We start from the raw sequence: 21,604 nt of genomic DNA on the forward strand, positions 1-21,604 counted from the left end.
GCTTGTGCGCTTTGTGCCATGAATTTTGCACCAAAACGCACAGCATGTCCTGGAGATAAAACGAACGATAATCTTGCATTATCGTTCGTTTTCGTCTCTATGTGAGAAATGGCCGTTCAGCGCGCAAAGCCCCGAAAACCCTGCTGGGGTATCGTTCCGCTCGATCAGAGAGAAGGGCCGCAGGTGTCGTGCATTCCGGCGTCGGGTAGAGTATATAGGATGAAGGTAGACAATTAGGAACCAAGGTACCCTCAAATGGCCCTCAGCATCAAGGATCGGGAAACGGAACTTCTTGCCCGCAAGCTCGCCCAACGCACGGGTGAGACCATCACCATTGCCACCAAGCGCGCCCTTGAGGAGCGACTGCGCAGAACGGGCTCTGATGCGCGCAAGGCAGCGCTGCTGGAAGATCTGGAGGCAATTCGCAAGCGCTTGAACGCGCTGCCGATTCTCGACGAGCGAACGCCCGATGAGATCATGGGCTATGACGAGAACGGAATTCCGTCCTGATGGTCATCGATACTTCCGTGATTGCCGCAATCGCGTTCAATGAGCCGGAAGCCAGCGGTCTCCATGAGAAAATCGCCGACGATCCTGTTCGCCTGATTTCGGCTGCGACGGTGCTTGAGGCAGCCATGGTCATCGAGGCGCGCCTCGGGGAAGCAGGCGGAGCGGATTTTGACCTTTGGCTTCACAAAGCCGAGGTCGGCATCGTGGCCGTGACCGCGGAGCACGCGGACCAGGCTCGCCGTGCCTGGCGCCGCTTTGGCAAGGGACGGCATCCAGCGGCGCTCAATTACGGCGACTGCTTCTCTTATGCCCTGGCCAAACTCACCGGCGAACCGCTGCTTTTCAAGGGCGATGATTTCTCCCGAACGGACATCAAGGCGGCATGAGGATGGCTGATAACGGTCACGGATCACCGGCTTTCGGCGACGACGACATGCCCGACATCGTCGACGTCGTCATGGAGATGGGCCGCGCGCCGGAGGATCCCGCAGCCGACACCCCCTCCCCTCCCCTTCCGGCCGTCCGACCGGAGCCGCGCGTTTCGGCGCATCTGGAGCGCCTGGCCGACCGCGCCCGGAACTATGTCGAGGCAGCAAGCTCGGCCAACACCCGGCGCGCCTATGCGACCGACTGGAAGCATTTTGCGAGCTGGTGCCGCCGCCAAGGCATTGAGGTGTTTCCGCCTGATCCGCAGGTCATCGGGCTTTATATCACCGCCTGCGCGTCGGGTGCCGTCACGGGCGACAAGAAGCCGAACTCCGTGTCCACGATTGAACGGCGCCTCGCCTCCCTAACGTGGAACTATGCGCAGCGCGGCCAGCCGTTGGACAGAAAAGACCGCCATATCACCACCGTCATGGCCGGTATCCGCAACACACACGCTTCCCCACCCCGGCAGAAGGAAGCGGTTTTGCCGGAGGATCTGATCGCCATGCTGGAGACACTGGATCGCGGGACCCTGCGCGGACTGCGCGATAGGGCGATGCTGCTACTCGGCTTTGCCGGCGGACTGCGCCGCTCCGAAATCGTCGGCCTCGACGTGGCCAGGGACCAAACTGAGGATTCGTCCGGTTGGATCGAGATTTTGGACAACGGCATTCTGGTGACCTTGCGTGGCAAGACTGGTTGGCGCGAAGTTGAGATCGGCTTTGGGTCGGCCGACAGCACCTGCCCCGCGGTTGCTTTGAAGACCTGGCTGAAAATGGGGCGTATCGCGCACGGGCCTGTTTTTCGGCGCGTCACCGGCCAAGGCAAGGCCGTCGGCGCCGAACGGCTGAACGCCCAGGAAGTGGCGCGCTTGGTCAAGCGCGCGGCAATGGCCGCAGGCGTGCGGGGCGATCTGTCCGAAAGCGAGCGAGAAATGAAGTTTTCAGGCCATTCGCTGCGCGCCGGTCTGGCCTCCTCGGCCGAGGTCGACGAGAGATACGTGCAAAAGCAGCTTGGCCATGCATCCGCCGAGATGACCCGCCGCTATCAGCGCCGGCGTGACCGTTTTCGTGTCAACCTCACCAAGGCAAGCGGATTGTAGGCCGGTATAAGCCCCCTCCCCTGCCCTTCCATGAGCCTACTATGACCCAGACAACTGGTCCTTCGGCAACCGGCCGCTCGGATCGAAGACAGTTACTTTATGCGGGAGGTCCGGACCCCACTCCCACAGGACCAGGTTACGATCCTCGTCCTGGGCACTTGGCGCGAAGCTCGGGACCACAATTCCGGCAATATCGCGAGACCGCAGCCGGTCGTAGATGGACCAGGACGCCGGGCGCTCTGCGTCGCCTAGAGCCGTCGCCCAGGCGCAGGCCATGTCCTCGAGCGCGATGGCGAATTCTCCCCTGGCCTGTTCGGTTGTCAGATCCACGATGTCGTCGCAGTCGACCTCATAGGAGCAAAGGACACAGGGATCGATCCGGTGCGCAAAGCCCTGGTTGGCTTCCTTGACCGCAGTCATGATTGTCAGCCCCAGATAAAGCGCCGGCACGCCTTTAGGGTTGAACCGGGCGCCTCTGATCGCCGCTCCATCACCGGAAGTCGGCTTGAATGCCCAGCGTGGATCGTGCGCCCTGTAACAGGTTCTGACGAACCTCACGCAAAACCGCCAACGGCCATGTGATCGAGATAATCACGGACCGCGGCGGCCTTGCCATCCTTCACCAGCGCTTCGGCGGTGCGTCCGCCAAATGCCGCAAGCGGCTGAGCCCGATACCAGGCCATTGCCTGTTCCTTGCCGCCCGCCCAATCCGTCACGCGGCTGATGATCTCGAGCATTTCGCGCAGACGCCCCTGGGTCTTTGTCGCAGCGCTGCGCTCTGAACGATAGAGTGTCTCACGCGCAAGACCGGCGGTCTGGGCCAACTGACCCTTGGACATGCCAAAACCATCCGCGACCTGCTCGATCGCGATCTTCCCGTTCCGATCCATATAGGACAAGACGAGCGGCCTATTCTGCTCGGCTGTCTTGAGTGCATGCCCCATAGTGTTCATCCACCATATCAGGAGTCATATTTCTTGTGCAAAAGATATGGCATTTATGGACAGCTTTCAAGCCCGGGAGCCCGCCGACCGTAGGTGGCTGCATGCCGTCACCTACTCAGGTGCCCTTGAGCAGCGCCGATCAACCCTGAGCCCCCGAACCCTGTACCTCACTCATCCCGTCATCCTGGTTGCCGGACCATTGGCCTTGAGCGCGGCCATCAGCATCGGTCCGACCGAGAACTGCCCTGCCCGAGCCTTTTCCGTCAGCACACGCAGATAGCCACCGGCCGAATTGATGTGCTGTGCCCGTTGCAGAATACACGCAATCACAATCGCGGCGACTTCCTGACCCATCACATGGCAAGCCTCCTCATAGGCCGACGGTGAAACACCAAGGTAGCCGCGCACCTGGGCCGCGGTGAGCATCAAATCACGCCAGCTGGCGATGCCGTTGGCCGCATACTCCGCAATCTCCGGGCAGGCCTTCAGCACCAGTCCAATCGGATAGCTTTTCAACCGCTCGTCCGGTGCCGGTCTTGGCTCGACGCCCGCCCTGCTTTTTTCGAAAGCCGGTTCAAATACAAAAATGGAGTCTGTGTTTGAATCAGATTGCTGCCGCTCACTTTGGGACTCATTGCCGCCGGGATTCGTGGAATTTGCGAAGCTTTCCAGCATCCTATCCACTTCATCATGGAGCACGGTCATCTCGCCGACGATCGCTTCCAGCTGTGGCAGCCCTGCCCGGCGCGGAATTGCATCCACGATGGACCGAAACCGCCTCCAGACGCCGCCCCAGTCGCCAGAAACCCCTTCCTCGACCGCCGCCTCGACCAGCTTCTGGATGTCCCTGCGATGCAGCGTGATCCGCTCCCGCATCAATTTCAGCGCCAGACATTCGGCGCGGACCTGCTCGGCGGCGCGCTGAAACTCCGAGGCCCGTGTCAGCAAAGGCGCCAACGAGAACCCGAAGACCTCCAGGACAGCACCGCCCTGCCCCTTGCGAGCGAATCTTTTGCCGTTCGGACTATCGCGGCGTATGATCAGGCCGCAACTCACGAGCTCGGCCAGGTTCCTTCTCAGCGTTGAATCGGCCATGCCGTGCGCCCGCAAAGATAGCTGTGCGTTCGACGGAAAGACCATCAAACCGTTTTCCTCGCTGATCTGGTCGTCAGGATAGAACGTCAAGAGCCCGCTCAGCACCGCCAGCGCACGATCACCAACGCCAACGATAGACTTGCCCTCGCATAGCCACCGGTAGACCTGCCATTTCTCAACGGCGGCCCCCTCCGGAATCTGCCGTGACGCGGCGTTGGCCTTCACCAAGGCAAGCGTCATCGGCCGCCGCCCAAAGGGCGTCGTCGCAAACCCACTCTCCATTTCCCTCACCTTTCACGAAGGCAAAAGAAACCTGCTCACCGAAACGGCGCCACGACTCTTGACAGTGATTCGGGGAAGTGCGATTCTCAGCTTGCTACAGACGAGAAGGGCTTCCGCGACGGCGACGTTCGGGGGCCTTTTTCTTTTGCGGTTTCAGTCTCCCGTTTTCTTTGACATTTCCGATTGCCGGAAAGCTTCGAAAAGCTCGTCAAGCCGTTCGGTGATGAAAGCACCGAATGGCGAGGCTTCCCTCGCTTTCAGGGCAAGCGTGAACACTTTTCCAGTGTCGGTGATCTTGGCCCGCACCGACTTGTCCCGCGGCGCCCAGGCCGTGTCTCGTGTCTTCGTCGCAGCCGGCGAACGTTTCGCCGGCGCGCTCAGGAAGTCGAAAAGAAGCGCAAAACGTGCGTCACTGCTTGGCGCCGCGAAATCGGCGCTCTTCACATACTCACCCGCCCTGCCCGCGTTCCCCGGATGCTCCATGAGCTTGGCCAGTTGCCACCATCTGTCCCGCCCGACGGCCTTGGCCGCGCCAACCGCCACAATGACTGGCTCGGGAATATTGCCGGTCACGGAGCGCATCTTCGAGAAGGTCGTGTCATCGAGTGCCAAAGCGGACTTCACCGTGTCCGACGTGTGGCCGCGCTTGAGAATGCGATCGGCAAACAGGGTCCTTTCGATGAAGGACAGATTGGCCCTGGCGGCATTCTCCTGGCCCTGGGCGATAACATGGTCCTCGTCGCCCATCTTCTTGACGACGGCGCGGACCGGCCTTCCCAGTTGGCGGGCAACCTTGACGCGGCGATGGCCGAATACAGTCTGGAAGCGTCCCGAAACCTCCGGATGCGGTCTGACCAGGACCGGCGAATCTTGGCCTCTGTCGCGAATTGCCGACAGCAACTCCTGATACGCCTGATCGTCTTCGTCCAGGCGGTCCGAGACGAAAGAGGTGTCAACCATGGCAGGATCGAGATCGACGACCGAACTCTTGGAGAGCTCCTCGAAGGATTGCATGATCGAACGGGAGGCACCACGAACGGCATACCCCGATACATCCTTGTTATCGGCCACCGCAGCGACGGGCCCCATCACACTGCCGAAAATATCCTTACGGGCCATTCAACCGCCTCCGTGCGCGGCTAGCGATCTGATTCCACGAGCAAAATAGCCGGTTTTTACTGCCGTAAAGTTCGTCGTCATGACCGACCCCAGGCGCGATGGACGAGGGTGACGATCTCGGCGTTCACCGCGTCGAGCGATTCCAAAGCGCGGTCATATGTCGAGCGGGTGAAAGCCGATTTCTCCACCTCGTAAAGCGTTTGCTTGGTGAGGCCTGCATCGGAAATCGCCGTCGACTTCAACATCGGATTCTCCAGGATCTGGCCGGCAAGCATGGACTGCATGAAGCCCACCATTTGCGCCTGCGGAATATCGGTCGGTTCGTAGCGCGTGATCAGGTAGCGAAACCAGTCGAGTTCGATCGCGGCGCCGGCGGCCTTGATGGTCTTCAAGATGCCGCCAAGCATCAGCAGGAACTGGCTCATCGACATCAGGTCGAGCATCTGCGGATGGACCGTAATGAGGACCGATGTCGCCGCCGACATCGCCGTCAAAGTCAGATAGCCAAGCTGGGGAGGGCAATCGACAACGACGACATCGTACCGGTCGTCAACCTCCGACAGCGCTTTGGCCATGCGCGTGAAGAACTGGCGGCCGGCATTGGAGGTTTTGTCCTGCATGGCAAGCGGCGTGTCGTACTCGTATTCCTGCAGCTCGAGATTGGCGGGAATGATATCAAGGCCCGGGAAATTTGTCGGTATGATCACATCCGCAATCGATCTACGTTCGTCGTCATACCTGATCGCTTCATAGAGCGAGAGGTTGCGATCGAGTTCGGGCTGGAAGCCGTGCAGTGCCGACAGCGAAGCTTGCGGATCAAGATCGATCGCAAGAACCCGATGACCGGTCAGCGCCAGGTGCTGGGCGAGGTGGGCAGCCGTGGTCGTCTTGCCGCTGCCGCCTTTGAAATTGACCACCGCAACCACCTGGAGTTTATCGCCAAGCTTGCGGTGCGGAACGTACTTCTTGACTTCGGTCCTGCCGTGCTGGTCCAGGAAATGTCTGAGCTCGAGCATCTGGGTAGCCGTATAGGTGCGACGGCCGGAAGGACTTTGGTCAGGCAACGGCCCCTTGCCTTCGAGATGGAGACGCTTCAGATTGTTCTGCGAGACCCCAAGGTAGTGAGCGACCTCCGCCATGGAGAATGTGCGCAGCGTCTTAGTTGCATTGGGCGGAAATTTCTCCATCCGAAGCTGGTTCAACCGCCGGGAAATCTCGGCGCCCTGTTCGAGGATTTTGTCATCGAACTCGAAACGAGGCAGCCGCATGGAGATATTCATTCTCGTCGAAACCTGAATTGGCGCTTTTTGTAAGCAATACCCACAACAAGCGCCATTAAGCTCCGATTCGGACTTACCGGCAAGAAGTTTTGGGTTAACAAAAGGTTAACGCATGCCAGACCGCGGCCGATCGCACGGGCGGCCTGCGGAGTTTACCGCAGTAAAAAGATCCCGGATCGATATTGAAAACAAGGAGTTGCGCCGCAAGACAACGAACCGGCGAAGCCAACTTTTAGATCGCCGGTCGCGATAGTGTCGGAAAAACCGCGATGTTGACGCGGGACAGTGACAGGCATCGACGTGGTCTCGGTTTGAAACCGGGAAGGAGGGGACTTGCGTGTCAACGTTTGTCGCAAGAGGCCGACCGTGACAGGGGCGGGCGCTGCAGAGCCAAGCGTTCGTCGATCGGGCACCTCCGAGTAGGGACGGGGGCCAGTAAAGACCAGCAAGAATGCCATTCCAACTGGCTTTGTACGGGAGCCGAGTACGTCTACTGTTTTTTCAGTGCCTGACCTATGAGGATGTGCATCATCGATGCGCATTGCCGTTGGGCGCCCGGCCGACACCTTGCGGAGCTAGGGTCGTTCCAAACACAGAAATTGCGGCGGAGACTCGGTTTCTGCTTGACCAGCTAAATATCGGCTTTGGCGATGCGCCGACCTCGCAACGGCAAGGCTACTTTATGCTTCTAATCCTGATTGGCAGCAGAACGGTCCACTCCGGCCAACGGCGCCTCCAGATTCCATCTGATGCCATGCGAACCATATTCAAGATTTCCCCGCCCGCCCACGGCTTCAGGTGCAACCCGTTTCAGGACCACGGTTCCAAAGCCGCCCTGTCCGATAGTCGTGACTTGCGGCCCATCGGTTTCGGCCCAGGTCAGGCGGAAGAGCCGCGATGCTCCGGAACCGCTGATGTTCCATGTGACAGAAATTTGGCCGTCATCGCCGGAGAGCACGCCATACTTCGCAGAGTTGGTCGCGAGTTCGTGGAAGGCAATCCCGAGATATTGGACTGCATTGGGGCCAAGCACGAACGACGGCCCTGACATCTCGATCATCTCACCGCGTGGAAATGGCTGAGCCTGCGCGGCCAAAAGTTCACTGATGGTAGCTCCCTGCCAGTCGGCCGAAACAAGCAGGTCCTGGGAGCGCGACAATGCCATGATGCGCTCGCGCACCTGGGACTCAAACTGCATGGGCGTCTCCGATCGTTTGTTGGTCTCCCGGATCATCGACAGGATAACCGAATACTGGTTTTTCACCCGGTGATTGACCTCGCGCATCAACATGCGGATACGCTGTTCGTTTTCCCTGGCCGATGTGATATCCCGCGCAATCTTCGAAGCGCCGACGATCTGCCCTGTTGCGTTACGCACTGGCGATATCGTCAGCGAAACCGGAACTAGACTGCCATCCTTGCGTCGACGTATCGTTTCATAGGTATCGACGCGCTCCCCACGACGGATTCGCTCAAGGATGCGAGGTTCCTCGTCCGGGTGGTCATCGGGGATCAGCATGGTTACCGACCTGCCGATCGCCTCGCTGGCGGTGTAGCCAAAGAGCTTTTCGGCGCCTCGATTCCAGCTCTTGATGATCGTGTTGAGATCCTTGCTGACAATAGCGTCAAATGAGGATTCCACGATCGCCGACAGGTGCTGTCTGGTTTCTTCGGCACGCTGGCGGTCCGTCAGGTCGAGCAGCATATTCACCGCGCCAACGAGGTCGCCCTGCTCATCGCGCAGCGGTGTGGGGTAGGGCATGAATGGGAAAAAAGACCCGTCCGGACGCTGCGCTATGGCCTGCTGGTTGCGGACCGGCCGGTTTTCCTTGAGGGCGACTGCCATCGGGCATTCGTCGTGCGGCAGTTCCTTGCCGTCGGTGGTGAACAGCTTGAACGTGACGCACCATTTATCCTTGCCGACCTGAGGCTCCCGCCCTGCCAGATCGGCAGCGGCCCGATTGTAATAGGTAATGATGCCATACTGGTCAGTCGTGTAGATGGCGACCGGAAGGCCATCGAGAATCTGGTGATAGGCGTGGTCCTGCTGCCTGAGTTCTGTCCGCTTTCGCTCAAGGTCAGTTACATCGACAGTAAAGCATCTGGTGTGGACTAGCTTACCGTCGCGGAAATGGCTGCTCGACGTGAGTTCGACGTGCTTGATGGACCCGTCACGGGCGCGCAAACGCGCCGGATATCTTGCAATCTTCTCACCACGGGAGAGCCTGCTCAAAATGTCGGTTATCACGTCCCGGTCGGGATAAAACTCATCAATGTGGTGACCGACATAGTCCTCTGCTGGATAGCCGAGGAGATCGAGCTCGGCCTTGTTGGCATGCAAGATAAGGCCATCCGCGCTCACCAGATGGAGCGCCATGGCACCGTTTTCGAAAAAGTCCTGATAGTCGAAGTTGCCGCCTAGGACCATTGCCGGTTTCTTGACGGCGACAACGTCGGCCTGCGGTAGTTCAGTCATTCGAGGGTCCCCGATGTAAACGGGCCACAACGCGCCGCCTAAACAATCGTTCCAAGTCGCTGCCTACATATCGGAAGTGAAGCGTCCATTGGCCGAGGTAATGGGATCCGAGCTCCTAGTGCGTACGCTGACGAACTGGCCCAGAAACAGCCTGAACTATTTACGCATGACGGAGCTTTAGCGCGGCGAGTTACCCGCCTCAGAACCTCGACCTGGAGATTGACCGGCCGTCGGCGGGCTTGGCCGAGGCAATCGCCCGCGCCTCGGCGGCAATGTCGGCGAGGCCCATGGGCGACAGATGGTTCGGGCGACAGCAAGAACGACGCCAGGCGTGGTCGACCTGCTGTCGGCCGATGCACGGACCCATCTTTGATGATTGCGCGCGTTCGCGCGGTCGAACTGAGTCCGGAGACCAAGCACGACGTGAGATATCATGCGGCAAGTGCCCCTTCACGTCGTGAAAAACAACCGGCGAGGAACGTTCCCGATATGCGCCTAGCAACTGGCTCGAGTCCTGAGGGACTTGCCGACACCCTGGGGCGGCCCATGCGCTACCTCGCTACAGTCCGTTTGCGGCCTTCTAGCGGCCTTCTAATGGTACGCACGGTGATCACCTTCTCGCTCGAACTCGGCCAGGCCGCCCGCAAGGTAAGTATGAGCGGGCTGGGCTGTGGGCCGCTGGCCGCAGCGGGCTGGTGCCGTGGGAACCTCGATCAACGCATTCCGTTGTGATGCATCAAGTTGCTGTCCTGTCTGCCAAAAGGGCAGGGCGAGCGACGACAACACAAAGGATAACCACGATGAGCTACAAAAGTCTGGCTGCCGCCACCGCGCTTGCAACCCTTATTGCCTCGGGAGCCTTTGCCGCGAACGTCGTGACAACGGCGCCGGCGGACAACAATGCTGCGACCACTGCTGCGGTCGCGCCAAATGGTAGCCTTGTTTCCAAAATTATCGGCGCTACCGTTTACAACGGAACGGACGCTAATGCCCAGACGATCGGCAAGGTCAATGACGTCCTGCTTGCGAAGGACGGCAAGGCACAATCTCTCATTATCGGCGTAGGGGGCTTTCTCGGCATCGGCGAAAAGAATGTCGCTTTCGACTTCAACAAGGCCCAGTGGGCCGAAAAGGACGGCAAGCGCTGGCTTGTGATCAAGACCACCAAGGAAGATCTCCAGGCTCAGCCGAACTTCGACACCAAGGCCTATGATCCAACCACGGCTTCCAACACACCCCCCGCGTCCACGACAGCGGTGCCCGACTCAACCACCACGGGGGCCGTTGACAAGACGGCTTTGACCGCCGTCCCGATCGACAAGATTCGGGCCGAGGATCTGGTCGGCACCACCGTCTATGGCGCCAACGACGCCAAGGTTGGAAAGATCGGCGACGTTGTGCTGACGGGTGACAAGAAAATCGACGCAGTCTTGATCGATGTCGGCGGGTTCCTTGGCATGGGGACCAAGGAGGTGGCCGTTGGTATGGACAACCTCAAGTTCATGACGGACAAGTCCGGAAATAGGTATCTATATACAAACTTTACAAAAGAGCAGTTCAATGCGCAGCCGGCCTATGAAAAAGGCACCTACGCGAACGCGCGTGACAAACAACGCATGATCGCGAACTAGAGGTGCTTGGCCTGTGAACGGACGCGCGCTCCGCGACCCGGTTCCTACCAACCGGGTCGCGGGCGATTTGTTGGCCAGCGGGCAGCTAGAGAACGAAATATAGGGGCAGGTTGAGTTCAAACCAATGGGTACTTGCGCTTGGCGGAACACCCTGTGCGTGGCCCTAACGATACTGATTAGGTGCACACCTGCTTGCATCCATTACCGCGCAGCTCTGACAAGCCGTTCAAGTATCTGGAAGTCATCCAAATCCTCGTATGGCGTCAGATCCAAGTCCACCGGGACGCGTTTCAGCTTTTCCTCATCGATCGGCTTTTCATGGGCTTTCATCACCCGTTGGTAGGCTCGCCATGTCAACCCCGCCCCTCGCACGGCATCGCGCTCGGCGCGCAAGGCAACCTGGTGGGCGTGCAGGTAGTGAAGCCGCAGCTCATCGAGCAGGGCCTTTTCGACGATTTCATGGGTGACCAAGAACGGCGCTAGCCTGAAGTCCCGTCCCTTCCAAGCTAGTGTCCGGGGCAGGTGCCGGTCGATGTAAATGGTCTTTGCGTCGTCGCTGTAGCCGGCAATATATGGAATGTCGAAGTCATGGCTAACGTTGACGCGCCTGCAGAATGCCGTCACGACGTCAGCCAGTACGCGATCATCCAGCTCCTCGGAGGTATGGCGAACTTCGTTGTCGAGCTTCAAGGCGCTATATCCGTTGGCACCACCGACGAACCCCGCTCTTCATGAAAGGTTCCGGTCGCGCAGTCAGATGGTCTCGATGGGGAAGGTTTTGGGCATACGGGGGTGCTGCGTTTTAGGGGAGGGAGTAGCCTAGCCCGCGTCGGTCAGCGCGAGGAAATCGCAAATCGAGTCATGCGTTCAGCGCCGGGGAGCGGCCCGCGCTCCCAGTACAAGTGCAGGCCGGCCGTACAGCCCCGCGCGCCAGCGGCGCCACCAAGACGCCGCATGGCTTTGGACGTAGTGTCCGCGGGTAAGTTTCTTTAGGCGTCCGTACCAATCCTCGTTGCCGGCTCTCGGAGAATATCGCAGGCTTTTCTCTACCGGTCTTTTCACGGCGCCAAAACGAGGTGCGCAGACCTTCTGGCCCGGTAGCGGGTTCATGCGCTTCGGGGTGAATAGTCGATCGAGACGCACTGCGAGCGTGTGCTGTTACCGGCGCTCGACGAGAGGATTACGGCTAACGCCGTGGCAATGGGCGTCGCGTTCGATCGCCAGACGACTTAGATGCTCGTTGGCCTAACTGCTTCGTCTCGCGCCGGATCGTCTGTCAGGCTGGCGCGGATATCCGTCGACGCGGAAGAGCTTGCACCAAACGGCGGTGAGGGGTCCGGCAAAGGGACCCCCCCGAACGGCCGGTCAGGCGGCTTGCTGTTCGGCAGCCCGGTCGTTCACGCCCGCCTCGCCAAGCGACGTCAATGCTTCGTCGGTGGCTTTTTCTTCTTCCAGGTTGGCGTTGAGCAATTCCGCGACATCATCTCTACCAAGGGATGTCGCCCACGCAATCAACGTGCCATAGCGCGCGATTTCGTAGTGTTCGACCGCCTGCGCAGCGCCTACCAGCCCGGCGTCCAGCGAGACCGAGCCTTTGTACTCCTCGAGGATCTCGGAACCTTCCTCGAGAATGCCGTCGATGGCCGGACAGGTTTTGCCTCGGGCCGGCATGCCGAGAATCTCAAATACTTCTTCCAGTCGCTCGACTTGGCCTTCGGTCTCGGCACGATGCTTCTCAAAGGCGGCGGTGACCTGCTGGTCGTCCGCGCCCCTTGCCATCTTCGGCAACGCCTTCAAGATCTTTTTCTCGGCATAGTAGATATCCTTCAGGCCTCCGAGAAACATGTCCTCAAGGCCTTTATTGGTGGCGGTGGCCTTCTTCGTAGCTGCCATTGCTGTTTTCTCCGTATTGATGAACCCATGTGGGTGAGTTTCCAACTTCATTCGAAACGCGAGGTTCCAAGCTGCGGCAGGAGATTTCAGAAGATATCGAGTGCGTAGAGCCGGTCTTAGCTGCGGCGCAGGCGATGTCGATAAGGACTGCCCGGCCGGGTAGCCTGGGGTGAGAGCTTGTTCGAGACCTTGCACCGCTATTGTGCTGAGTGAACGAAATGAGAACAAAAGAGTCAAGCGCCCCTTGACCAGACAGGAATATGTTCCTTATTCCTGATCTATCTGAGCAGGAAAGGCCATGGGAAAGCGTCAGAACGCGCCGATCGGCGAAGCTATGTCGGAACTGGAATTGGCGGGCCTGCAAGCCATTGCTGCAGCTGGGAGCGACGCTGTGGTCGCCTTGCTGACCGCTCTGGCCAGGAACTCCGAACTGGAACGGGAACTCGCCTTGTTTCGCGCGGCGGTCTCGAATGGCTTTTCCCGCGGCTGGCACAAGGCGCGCCCCTAGATGGTCGACACCGCCGAAGACAATTTCCGGATCGAAGTATGGGACCGAGAGGAGAAGACGCATCTCGAAACCATCTGTCGATCGCCGGACGCGGTGGTGAGCCAAGCGGCCTGGCACGCCGCCATCCGGCGGCGGCCGGGCATGATTCTGATCCACTACAACAGCCGCCACGTCATGGAGAAGATCATCACGCCGGGCGAGGTGAAGGTCTCGCCCCAGACGATCATCGATGGCAGCATTCACGCCGGACTGGACGTGGCTCTCGGCGACCTCCGCAGCTGGCACACGCTAAGAGCGTGGTGCAAGAGCTGCTCGCATCATGCGGAAGTGAAGCCCGCCAGCTTGATCAAAAGGTACGGCAAGGAAGCCCTGTTCAGCTCGGTGGAGCAGGCGCTCTTGTGCACGAGTTGCGAACGGGGCGGACCGGTGAGGTTGGAAGTCCACAAACTTCCAAGGAACTAAAGGGATTTTGAGAATGCACGACTTAATCGAATTCTTCCAGACCAATGCCGCTTTGGTGATCGCCAACCCCATGGCCTTCCTTACTTTCGCTATCCTTTTTGGAACCGGGGGGTTCATCGTGGGTCGCTATTTCCTCACCGAACGTATCGCCAATCTAGAAAGCCGTATTGCGCGGCGAGATGATGAAATCGAGGCGCTGAAAACACCCAAGGGAAGACCGGCCGAGCTATCCTTCATCCCAATCGTCGGCACTTCGGCAATTGGTGAAAACCGGACCACCCCGCTGTTGGGAAAATGGCCTGACCAGCGTCGGCCAGGGGCGCTGTCGGCACCCCCTCATCTACGGCGTGGCTAACTCACAGATTTATTGGGATCGGTCGTCTTCTGCAGTCCAGAAAAGCCCCGGGGAATTCTAGAGGTATCGGACAACGCGCCTTGTCCGTCATCCGGTGGAGGTACCCGTGGCGCCAACAGTTCGACACCCTATGACCCAAGCTGGATTCGATGACAGGCAGCATGTCCCGGACATAGCCATCGCAGCCCGACCACGTGCGGATAACCGCGACCGGTGCAATTGCCGGCAGCAATCGCGCGATGGCGCGCAATTGCAACGGAAGGCGCGTGCGATCGGCGACCGCATGGGCTGGATCGAGGTCGACCGGCACCCTTTCGGCCCTGCCGCCGAGGACGATATTGCCCCGCTCGCCCTAACGCGAATAGGCGCCATGGTCCCTTGTTGCGCGTCCAATACGGCAGCGGCTCGGTCACGCCCATCTGCGGACGCAGCCGTGGAGCGGTACCTCTTCGCCGAACTGTGGTCTAGCCGCCCAACAACCGCACAAATCTTCCAGACTTTCTGGGTATGCTAGGACACCAAAGGTGCACTCGGTGCAGCCGCCCCAGGCTGGCATGCCCTTTTATTTCGAGGGAGGCGAGCCGAAACCGAGTCGCTTTTGAGCGGGATCGGCGGCCATGGCCTCCTTCACCTTCTAGTGACCTGCACGAAATCGCTTGGAACCTTCAGCTTTGCCTCCTGTTATTTTTAGTCTGATCTCAGACGCGCGCTCACTTCGCTCCCAGGGGGCAAAGCATGGAAAATCCGAAATCGACGGCTCAAATCGCCGGCCATCCAATCCATCCAATGCTGGTCACCGTCCCGATTGCCTGCTTCGTTGGCGCATTATTGACCGATATCGCCTATTGGCGGACCGCAGAAATGATGTGGGCAAACTTCTCGGCTTGGCTGCTGACTGTTGGCGTCATTGTCGGAATCCTGGCTGCCATCGCCGGGTTCATCGATTTCCTTTGGGGGCGCCGGATACGCGAACAACCGATCGCTTGGGTGCATATGGCTGGCAATCTCCTTGCGATCATTCTCGCCTTCTTCAACATGCTGGTGCACACTCGGGACGCATGGACGTCGGTGATGCCGACAGGATTAATCCTCTCGGCGCTCGTTGTGGTCATACTGATCTTTACCGGTTGGCTGGGCTGGGCGTTGGTTTATCGCCATCACGTGGGAGTGGCAGATGAAACGACTTGACAGCAAATGGGTAGCCTTGGTTTTGCTCGGCTCGACTGCGCTGGGCATTGCTGGCTGCAGCAATGACAATACTGATCCGAACGAGCAGATTGGACCAAATCCGAAACTGCCAGAAATCAACCAGTATCTTTTCCCGCCGATGCACCTGGCATCCGTTGTCGGCTGGAAGAATGATGAAACTCCGACTGTCGCACAGGGCCTTCGCATCCAAGCGCTTGCCAAGGGCCTGCAGCATCCGCGCTCGCTCTACGTGCTGCCCAACGGCGACATATTGGTGGTGGAATCCAAGGCGCCTCCTGAGGCGTCAGCCAAGCGGCCAAAGGATGTCGTCATGGGGTTGATCGAAGGCTGGGTCACGTCCGGCGGCGACACCGGGCCGAGCAACCGCATTACCCTCCTGCGCGACACCAATGGCGACGGCAAGCCGGATTACCAGGGCGTATTCCTTGATCAGCTGAATTCGCCCTTCGGTGTGGCACTGGTCGGTAACGATCTATATGTGGCCAACACCGACGCGATCGTTCGCTATCCCTATAATCAAGGCGACACCAAGATCACTGCACCCGGCAAGGTGCTCACGGAGTTGCCGGGCGGGCCAATCGACCACCACTGGACGAAGAGCCTGGTGGCGAGTCCGGACGGTTCCCTGCTCTACGTCGGGGTCGGTTCCAACAGTAACATCACCGAGAATGGCATTCAGGCCGAGAAAGACCGTGCCGCCATCTGGGAGGTCGACCGGGCCACCGGCCGGTCGCGCATCTTCGCCAGCGGGCTGCGCAATCCCAATGGCCTGTCGTTCGAACCGCAAAGCAAGGCGCTGTGGACGGTCGTAAACGAGCGCGACGAGCTTGGGCCAAACCTGGTGCCCGACTACATGACGTCAGTGAAGGACGGGGCCTTCTATGGCTGGCCATACAGCTATTACGGCCAACATGTCGATCCGCGTGTCATGCCGCAGCGGCCGGATATGGTAGCCAAAGCTATTCCGCCCGACTATGCGCTGAGCTCGCACGTCGCGCCGCTCGGGCTCGCCTTCTATACGGCTGGAAACCTCCCGCCTTCATATCGTGGCGGCGCCTTTGTCGGCGAGCACGGGAGCTGGGATCGTGACCGATTCAACGGTTACAAGGTGGTCTTCGTGCCCTTCAGCGGCGGACGTCCCAACGGCAAAGCCCAGGACGTCGTCACCGGCTTCCTCAATGACAAAGGCGAGGCGCGAGGTCGGCCGGTTGGCGTGGCCGTCGACAAATCCGGGGCGCTCTTGATCGCGGATGATGTAGGAAACACTGTGTGGCGTGTAACGGCGGCGGCGCCAGGATCATGAGGCATTTTCGCCCTCAAGCTGAGCAACGTTTGCAAGATTGGCCGGTAAGCTATGCTCGCCGAGGGCGACGACTGCCGACGTCAAGGATAGGACTGTTCGCTTTCAGAGCATTGATTGCGGCGATTGGTGCAGGTCTTGGACTAGCCTAGTTGCTCGAAAGTACATTGGCGCGGCGCCTTGTCTGGACGCCAGCGCACGAGCTTTGTTCCATGCCGGAAGCGGTCGCCGGTGACATGGTCAAAGCGAACCTCGACGACCAGTTCCGGTATTATCGGCTCCCATTCGCCGCTACGCTCGGTGCTCCAGCGGCTCGGGCCGCCCGGCGCCTTGCCGGTGAAGCCGGATCCGCCACGCAGGCGTTCGAGCTTTTCCGTCAGCACCGCACGCCGGTCATTGGCAATGGTCGATGTGAATCCGACATGATCGAGCAGACCATCTTTGTTGTAGAGACCGAGCAGCAGCGATCCAACCTGTCGTTTGCCGTTCAGATAGCGGAACCCGCCCACCACACAGTCGGCCGTGCGCAGGCGCTTTACCTTCACCATCGCGCGTTCGCCCGGCTTGTAGGGACCGTTGAGCAGCTTGGCCACGACGCCGTCGGTGGAACCGCTACCGGCGCCCTTCAACCACTTGTCGGCTGTCGCCAGGCTGGTGGCGGCCGGCGAAAGCCGCAAAGCCTTGGTTGTTGCCTTGGCCACCAAGTCCTCGGCTTCCGTGCGCCGATCATGCAATGGCAGTTCCATTAGCGGCCGACCTCCCGGAGCCACAAGCATATCGAAGACGACCAGGCGTGCGGGAGTTTCCCGACTGAGCTTGCGGATGCGGCTCTCTGCTGGATGAAGCCGCATCTGCAGCGCCTCGAAAGAGGCACGGCCCTCGATCTCGATTATGATTTCACCGTCGATGACGAAATCTGTCGCCTCGTGCGCACTCAAGGCCGCCAGCAGTTCGGGAAAATAGCGGCCAAGCGGTTTGCCGGATTTTGCCCTGAGGTCGACGGCCTTGCCGCCCTTGAAGGCGAGGCAGCGGAAGCCATCCCATTTCGGTTCGTACTGCCAGGGACCGTCGTCTCGCGGCAATGCCATCGCCTGGCGCGCTTCCATGGGCTGCGTGTTCAAGGGCAAGGGAAACTCAACGCCGGATGCCGTTACCATCGCTCTGCCCTATCGCGATGGGGCAGGTCGATGCCGCAGCAAACCCAGCTGAGCGGCTGCGCGGATCCGTGATTGTGTTGTAGCTCGAGTTCCGCCGGATTGTCGAAGGTTCCGACAGGCAGGGCGATTTCCTGGACGGCGGCATCATAGGCAAGAGTAAGCTGCGTCCCGCACGCTTGGCAGAAGCCGCGCTGGGCGAGGGGTGATGACCGGCGGCAGGTAGGTTCCTCGCTTTGCCAAGAACCTCCGGTAGGAGGCAGCCACGCGAGCACCGCAAAGGCGCTGCCGGTCGCACCTCGGCATATGTCGCAATGGCAGTAATGCACGCGCGGGTCGCCTGCGACCCAATAGCGGATCTTTCGGCAGAGGCATCCCCCTGTACGTTCGATAGCAATGGCCCGGATGAAATTCTCTCCTGTGTTCATCCAACTTGAACGCTCGGCGCGGCAACTGGTTTCCGAGGGGACGGGTACCCGGGCGGGGCATTTTCCGACATTGCGAGGATCAACTATTGAATCTCAACAACCGCTTCGGCTCGCCCCAAACATATGTTGTCCTACTTGACCTTCGTGAAGTGGGGGTAAGGCCGCCTGGCATTGTGATGTCAACTCCGGACACGACCTCCAGCGTCGGCTGCGCTGACCCTTTCACCAGATAGCCACCGGCTGCGACCGGGGAGGGCGGTCCGCTTGCGGGCTCGCACAATGAGGGATCTCGACCTTGCCGGCAAGATCATCGCAAAGGGCGGCGCCTCGGCGAAGGTCGAGGATGGCTTCAAGGCGATGCAGGTCGGCGCGATCATGGCGCAAATCCTCTCGAAAGACGCCAATGGCATTGCGCGCTTTGGCGGTTCTGCTGATCGCCGTGGCGACTGGGGGCATCCTTCCCCGTTCGGACCTTACAACGATAGTGAGGGAGCCCTTGGCGCAGCCGGTGCCGTCCGGACCTTTAACGCAAGCCTTTTGGAACATTCACCAGCGTCGCTAGTTCAGCGCTAAAGGAGCGCACAGATGAGACGATTGGCTTTGATAGTGGTCGCAGGCCTCATCGCCGGATGCAGTGACAATGGCGTCGACGGCTCGAAGACGAACTCGGTGAGCAACCAGCCGCCAGATCAGAATCCGCAAGTCGACAGGGATCCAACGGCGAAATCGAGCACGGGCGGCGATCAGCAAGGCGTCCAGCCAACTCAGCCAGCCGCGCCGCAGAAATAGACGAGGAACGCAATGCCGGCAGATTGATCAGAGGTTGCTTCCAAGAATGACGTCGAAGCCGAACGTCCCAAGGGCAGCAGACGACGGCGTTGCAAGCCCTAATCCACGCGTATTCGGAACGAAGGAACGTTTCCGATGCCCTTTAAGAGAAGCTGCAATGCCCAATTTTCGTTTTGAAACTGTTGTTGCAGGTCGCTCCCACATTACTGTGCAGAATCTCGCGAGCGTCGACTTGGCCAGTCCCAAAGCTTTGGAATTGGCAAGAGCGGCGGCGAGCAGCGCTCCAGCAGATGCCGACCACTCTGGCTCTCACGTCAACGTCTACGATGAGGCCGGCTATCTGGTCGCGGCTGTGAATTTCTCCGACCTGCTTGAGAACGGTCCATCGGATCCCAGCGATCCACCCGCCGAAGAGCCTGGTGTAATGCGCTCGGGTTGAGGACCCTCGAGGGCTCAAAAGTGCCACCGCCTCTCCTCGATTGCTGAAAGCCTTCGACGACAGGAGAGGTCCTCGCCGCCGATCTGCTCTCCGCACTCAAGGGCCCTGGGTGACAGGCGCGATGTGCAGGCCTTGGATCACGACGTCAAGCCGGGAGTGCTTTCCGACATGGGAATGGCGACGACTGGCCGGCGCTACGTAAATCCTGGCGGCCGACCTTTTCATTCTCGGCACGCCGATCTGCTCGGACAGCCTTCCCCGTCGCCAGACGCGTGATGGCGCGCATGGACAGCACGGCACACCCGCACGAAACACGCCGTTGGTTACGCAGTTGGGAGTCAACAATGTTACCTTGAAAAGCCGCCAACCGCCCAACCTAGCGACAGGGCTAAGACAAACCCGAGAATGACAGCTGTAAACAACCACATGCTATTGTTCCTTGCTCGGTATACGAGCATGAACGCCATTGGCCAGGAAAGGTTGAACAATCAACTTGTCCGTCCTCCTCTGCAGGAGGCAGCGCGGGATTCTCGCGTTGTCGCACGCAGAATTTCTGTGCGATGGCAAAGAAGATGGGCGGCTGATCCAGCGTCGAAGCTCCAAGACCTCCAACCCAATGCTTAAGGTGGGTTCCGCGCTGATCAGGCGTCGGCCCACCAGGCCTCGGCGACGCCTTCCAACAGCCTGGGGTCTCTACCATGTTACGAACAGCGCCACGGCAGCAGCCGCCATCACCGCGGTGGCCACCCAGCCCATAATCTTGAGCCCTATTGGCAGCTGAAAATCGCCCATCGCCGCCCGCTTGCCCGAAAGATGCATCATCATGCCCATTACCGGGACAGCCACCACGCCGTTGATGACGGCGCTCCAGAACAGCGCCTTTATGGGATCGATCGAAGTGAAATTGAGGCCGGCGCCGATCAGCGTCGCTGCTGCAATCGTGGTATAAAAGGCTTTGGCCCGATGCGGCTTTTTGGCCAATCCGACATTCCAACCAAGCGTCTCGCCCAACGCATAGGCGGACGAGCCGGCGAGCACCGGCAGGGCCAGCAGTCCCGTTCCGATAATTCCAATCGCAAAGACGAGGAAAGCGAACTTGCCTGCAATCGGGCGAAGAGCTTCCGCCGCCTGCGATGAAGTCTCGATGTCGGTGACGCCGCTGGCGTGCAGCGTTGCAGCCGTCGTCACGATAACGAAGAGTGCGACAGCGTTCGAGATCGCCATTCCAAAATAGGTATCGATGCGAATACGTTTGAGTTCTTCCGGTGCCTGCTCGGGCGCTACCCTCAACGGCGATGCTTCATCGCGCTCCTTGACTTCCTCTACTTCCTGTCCGGCCTGCCAGAAGAAAAGGTAGGGGCTAATCGTAGTCCCAAGGATGGCCACGACGGAGGTGATGTATTGGTTTTGAAAGCTGATGTGTGGAACAATCAGATTGTAGCCGACCGTCGACCAGGGCACTTTCGCAACGAAGGCCACCGCGACATAGGCGAGCAGCGACAGCGTAAGCCACTTCAGCACCGAAACATAGCGAGCGTATTGCGAGAAGATCTCAAGCAGGGCCGTGAGGATCCCGAACGTAGCGACGTACAGTAGCTGGGGACCGCCCGCGATCAGTTTCAGCGCAGCTCCCATTGCGCCAAGGTCGGCACCGATATTGATTATATTGGCGACCATCAAAAGGAAAACGATCGAGATGCCGACTGCAGATGGATAGTGCTTTCGCAGATTGCCCGCTATGCCACGGCCGGTAACGCGGCCAATCCTGGCGCTAATTTCCTGGATGGCGCACATAAGAGGCCAGCTGAACAGCATTACCCACCCCAGGCCATAGCCGAACTGGGCACCGACCTGAGAGTATGTTGCGATGCCGCTGGGATCATCGTCCGAAGCGCCCGTGATCAATCCCGGGCCAATGATCTGCAAAATCTTCGAGCTATCCGGCTGATTTACCGATGCAGCGGCAGTCTTGTGCACGATCTCAGTCATATTCCTCTCGCTATTCGCTCTGGTGGCGGATCTCTTGAAGTTCGGTGAGCGGCGGTGGTCGCGCTGCTTGGTCTCGCCGTCACGCTGGGGACAATTTTCATTTCAGTTGACGCTAATATTTCTCACACCAAATGCGAGAGATCCCCGATCGTTCCGCGCCGGACGCTTTTGAAGATACATCTTGGCAAATTGCGCCGTGGAGAAACCGAAGGC

At 59.5% G+C, this 21,604-nt stretch carries 22 protein-coding genes; 12 read left to right on the plus strand and 10 right to left on the minus strand.

The genetic code is table 11. From position 1 onward, the window contains the following. The first annotated feature begins 255 nt into the window (after window positions 1-255). Genes CK227_RS24095 through CK227_RS24105 form a run of 3 tightly spaced genes read left to right on the plus strand, consistent with a single transcriptional unit; the run spans window position 256 to window position 2,038 of the window. Window positions 256-510, plus strand: coding sequence for a type II toxin-antitoxin system VapB family antitoxin (locus CK227_RS24095; protein ID WP_095774643.1), 255 nt, complete (start codon window positions 256-258; stop codon window positions 508-510). Beyond that, window positions 510-896: a type II toxin-antitoxin system VapC family toxin gene (locus CK227_RS24100; protein WP_095774642.1), complete on the plus strand. Its 387-nt coding sequence runs from the start codon at window positions 510-512 to the stop codon at window positions 894-896. The genes CK227_RS24095 and CK227_RS24100 overlap by 1 nt, the downstream gene beginning before the upstream one ends. Beyond that, complete coding sequence (locus tag CK227_RS24105) at window positions 893-2,038, plus strand: tyrosine-type recombinase/integrase (protein ID WP_095774641.1); 1,146 nt, start codon at window positions 893-895, stop codon at window positions 2,036-2,038. The genes CK227_RS24100 and CK227_RS24105 overlap by 4 nt, the downstream gene beginning before the upstream one ends. Before the next feature lie 39 nt (window positions 2,039-2,077). Here the strand turns inward: CK227_RS24105 and CK227_RS24110 are convergent, their stop codons facing one another. From CK227_RS24110 to CK227_RS24135, 6 genes are all read right to left on the minus strand, one after another. Then, window positions 2,078-2,596, minus strand: coding sequence for an RES family NAD+ phosphorylase (locus tag CK227_RS24110; RefSeq protein ID WP_095774640.1), 519 nt, complete (start codon window positions 2,594-2,596; stop codon window positions 2,078-2,080). Further along, on the minus strand, window positions 2,593-2,982 hold the full coding sequence (locus CK227_RS24115) for an MbcA/ParS/Xre antitoxin family protein (RefSeq protein WP_095774639.1): 390 nt from the start codon (window positions 2,980-2,982) through the stop codon (window positions 2,593-2,595). Before CK227_RS24115 ends, CK227_RS24110 begins: the two co-directional genes overlap by 4 nt. Before the next feature lie 171 nt (window positions 2,983-3,153). Further along, window positions 3,154-4,359: a plasmid replication protein RepC gene (gene repC, locus CK227_RS24120; protein ID WP_095774638.1), complete on the minus strand. Its 1,206-nt coding sequence runs from the start codon at window positions 4,357-4,359 to the stop codon at window positions 3,154-3,156. A 153-nt stretch (window positions 4,360-4,512) separates the two neighbouring features. Next, window positions 4,513-5,478, minus strand: a complete 966-nt coding sequence (gene repB, locus CK227_RS24125) for a plasmid partitioning protein RepB (RefSeq protein WP_095774637.1) — start codon at window positions 5,476-5,478, stop codon at window positions 4,513-4,515. 77 nt (window positions 5,479-5,555) lie between these two features. Beyond that, window positions 5,556-6,758: a plasmid partitioning protein RepA gene (gene repA / locus CK227_RS24130; protein WP_095774636.1), complete on the minus strand. Its 1,203-nt coding sequence runs from the start codon at window positions 6,756-6,758 to the stop codon at window positions 5,556-5,558. Between the two features lie 688 nt (window positions 6,759-7,446). Next, window positions 7,447-9,234, minus strand: a complete 1,788-nt coding sequence (locus CK227_RS24135; protein WP_095774635.1) for a PAS domain S-box protein — start codon at window positions 9,232-9,234, stop codon at window positions 7,447-7,449. A gap of 594 nt (window positions 9,235-9,828) precedes the next feature. On the opposite strand from CK227_RS24135, the gene CK227_RS36840 reads away from it, so the two are divergent. Next, entirely contained in the window at window positions 9,829-9,966 is a 138-nt protein-coding gene (locus CK227_RS36840; RefSeq protein ID WP_179296514.1) for a hypothetical protein, read from the plus strand. Window positions 9,967-10,034: 68 nt separating this feature from the next. Next, on the plus strand, window positions 10,035-10,865 hold the full coding sequence (locus CK227_RS24140; protein WP_245318242.1) for a PRC-barrel domain-containing protein: 831 nt from the start codon (window positions 10,035-10,037) through the stop codon (window positions 10,863-10,865). Between the two features lie 201 nt (window positions 10,866-11,066). Here the strand turns inward: CK227_RS24140 and CK227_RS24145 are convergent, their stop codons facing one another. Then, the gene (locus CK227_RS24145) at window positions 11,067-11,555 is read right to left on the minus strand and encodes a hypothetical protein (RefSeq protein WP_095774634.1); all 489 of its coding nucleotides are present in this window, start codon (window positions 11,553-11,555) and stop codon (window positions 11,067-11,069) included. 675 nt (window positions 11,556-12,230) lie between these two features. Beyond that, window positions 12,231-12,758 carry a ferritin-like domain-containing protein gene (locus CK227_RS24150; protein WP_095774633.1) on the minus strand — a complete coding sequence of 176 codons (528 nt, stop codon included), beginning with the start codon at window positions 12,756-12,758 and terminating at the stop codon, window positions 12,231-12,233. A gap of 298 nt (window positions 12,759-13,056) precedes the next feature. Here CK227_RS24150 and CK227_RS24155 point away from each other — a divergent pair, with 298 nt between their 5' ends. The 5 genes from CK227_RS24155 to CK227_RS24180 all read left to right on the plus strand — a co-directional run bounded on the left by CK227_RS24155 (window position 13,057) and on the right by CK227_RS24180 (window position 16,595). After that, window positions 13,057-13,266, plus strand: a complete 210-nt coding sequence (locus CK227_RS24155; protein ID WP_095774632.1) for a hypothetical protein — start codon at window positions 13,057-13,059, stop codon at window positions 13,264-13,266. After that, on the plus strand, window positions 13,267-13,728 hold the full coding sequence (locus CK227_RS24160) for a hypothetical protein (protein ID WP_095774631.1): 462 nt from the start codon (window positions 13,267-13,269) through the stop codon (window positions 13,726-13,728). Window positions 13,729-13,741: 13 nt separating this feature from the next. Further along, window positions 13,742-14,083: a hypothetical protein gene (locus CK227_RS24165; RefSeq protein WP_095774630.1), complete on the plus strand. Its 342-nt coding sequence runs from the start codon at window positions 13,742-13,744 to the stop codon at window positions 14,081-14,083. A gap of 735 nt (window positions 14,084-14,818) precedes the next feature. Next, a complete protein-coding gene (locus CK227_RS24175) occupies window positions 14,819-15,271 on the plus strand; it encodes a DUF2231 domain-containing protein (RefSeq protein ID WP_245318241.1) in 453 nt (150 codons plus the stop codon). Further along, window positions 15,258-16,595, plus strand: coding sequence for a sorbosone dehydrogenase family protein (locus CK227_RS24180; protein ID WP_095774628.1), 1,338 nt, complete (start codon window positions 15,258-15,260; stop codon window positions 16,593-16,595). Before CK227_RS24175 ends, CK227_RS24180 begins: the two co-directional genes overlap by 14 nt. 140 nt (window positions 16,596-16,735) lie before the next feature. On the opposite strand, the gene CK227_RS24185 is transcribed toward CK227_RS24180, so the two are convergent. Next, complete coding sequence (locus CK227_RS24185; protein ID WP_095774627.1) at window positions 16,736-17,749, minus strand: ATP-dependent DNA ligase; 1,014 nt, start codon at window positions 17,747-17,749, stop codon at window positions 16,736-16,738. 704 nt (window positions 17,750-18,453) lie between these two features. Between CK227_RS24185 and CK227_RS24195 the strand changes: the two genes are divergently transcribed. Further along, window positions 18,454-18,747 (plus strand): hypothetical protein, encoded by a 294-nt coding sequence (locus CK227_RS24195; RefSeq protein ID WP_095774625.1) that lies wholly within the window; start codon window positions 18,454-18,456, stop codon window positions 18,745-18,747. 373 nt (window positions 18,748-19,120) lie between these two features. Then, window positions 19,121-19,402 (plus strand): hypothetical protein, encoded by a 282-nt coding sequence (locus tag CK227_RS36285; protein ID WP_143750521.1) that lies wholly within the window; start codon window positions 19,121-19,123, stop codon window positions 19,400-19,402. Between the two features lie 693 nt (window positions 19,403-20,095). Here the strand turns inward: CK227_RS36285 and CK227_RS24210 are convergent. After that, complete coding sequence (locus CK227_RS24210; RefSeq protein WP_095774623.1) at window positions 20,096-21,391, minus strand: divalent metal cation transporter; 1,296 nt, start codon at window positions 21,389-21,391, stop codon at window positions 20,096-20,098. Window positions 21,392-21,604 lie beyond the last annotated feature (213 nt).

Source organism: Mesorhizobium sp. WSM4308 (genome assembly GCF_002294905.1).
GTDB lineage: Bacteria > Pseudomonadota > Alphaproteobacteria > Rhizobiales > Rhizobiaceae > Mesorhizobium.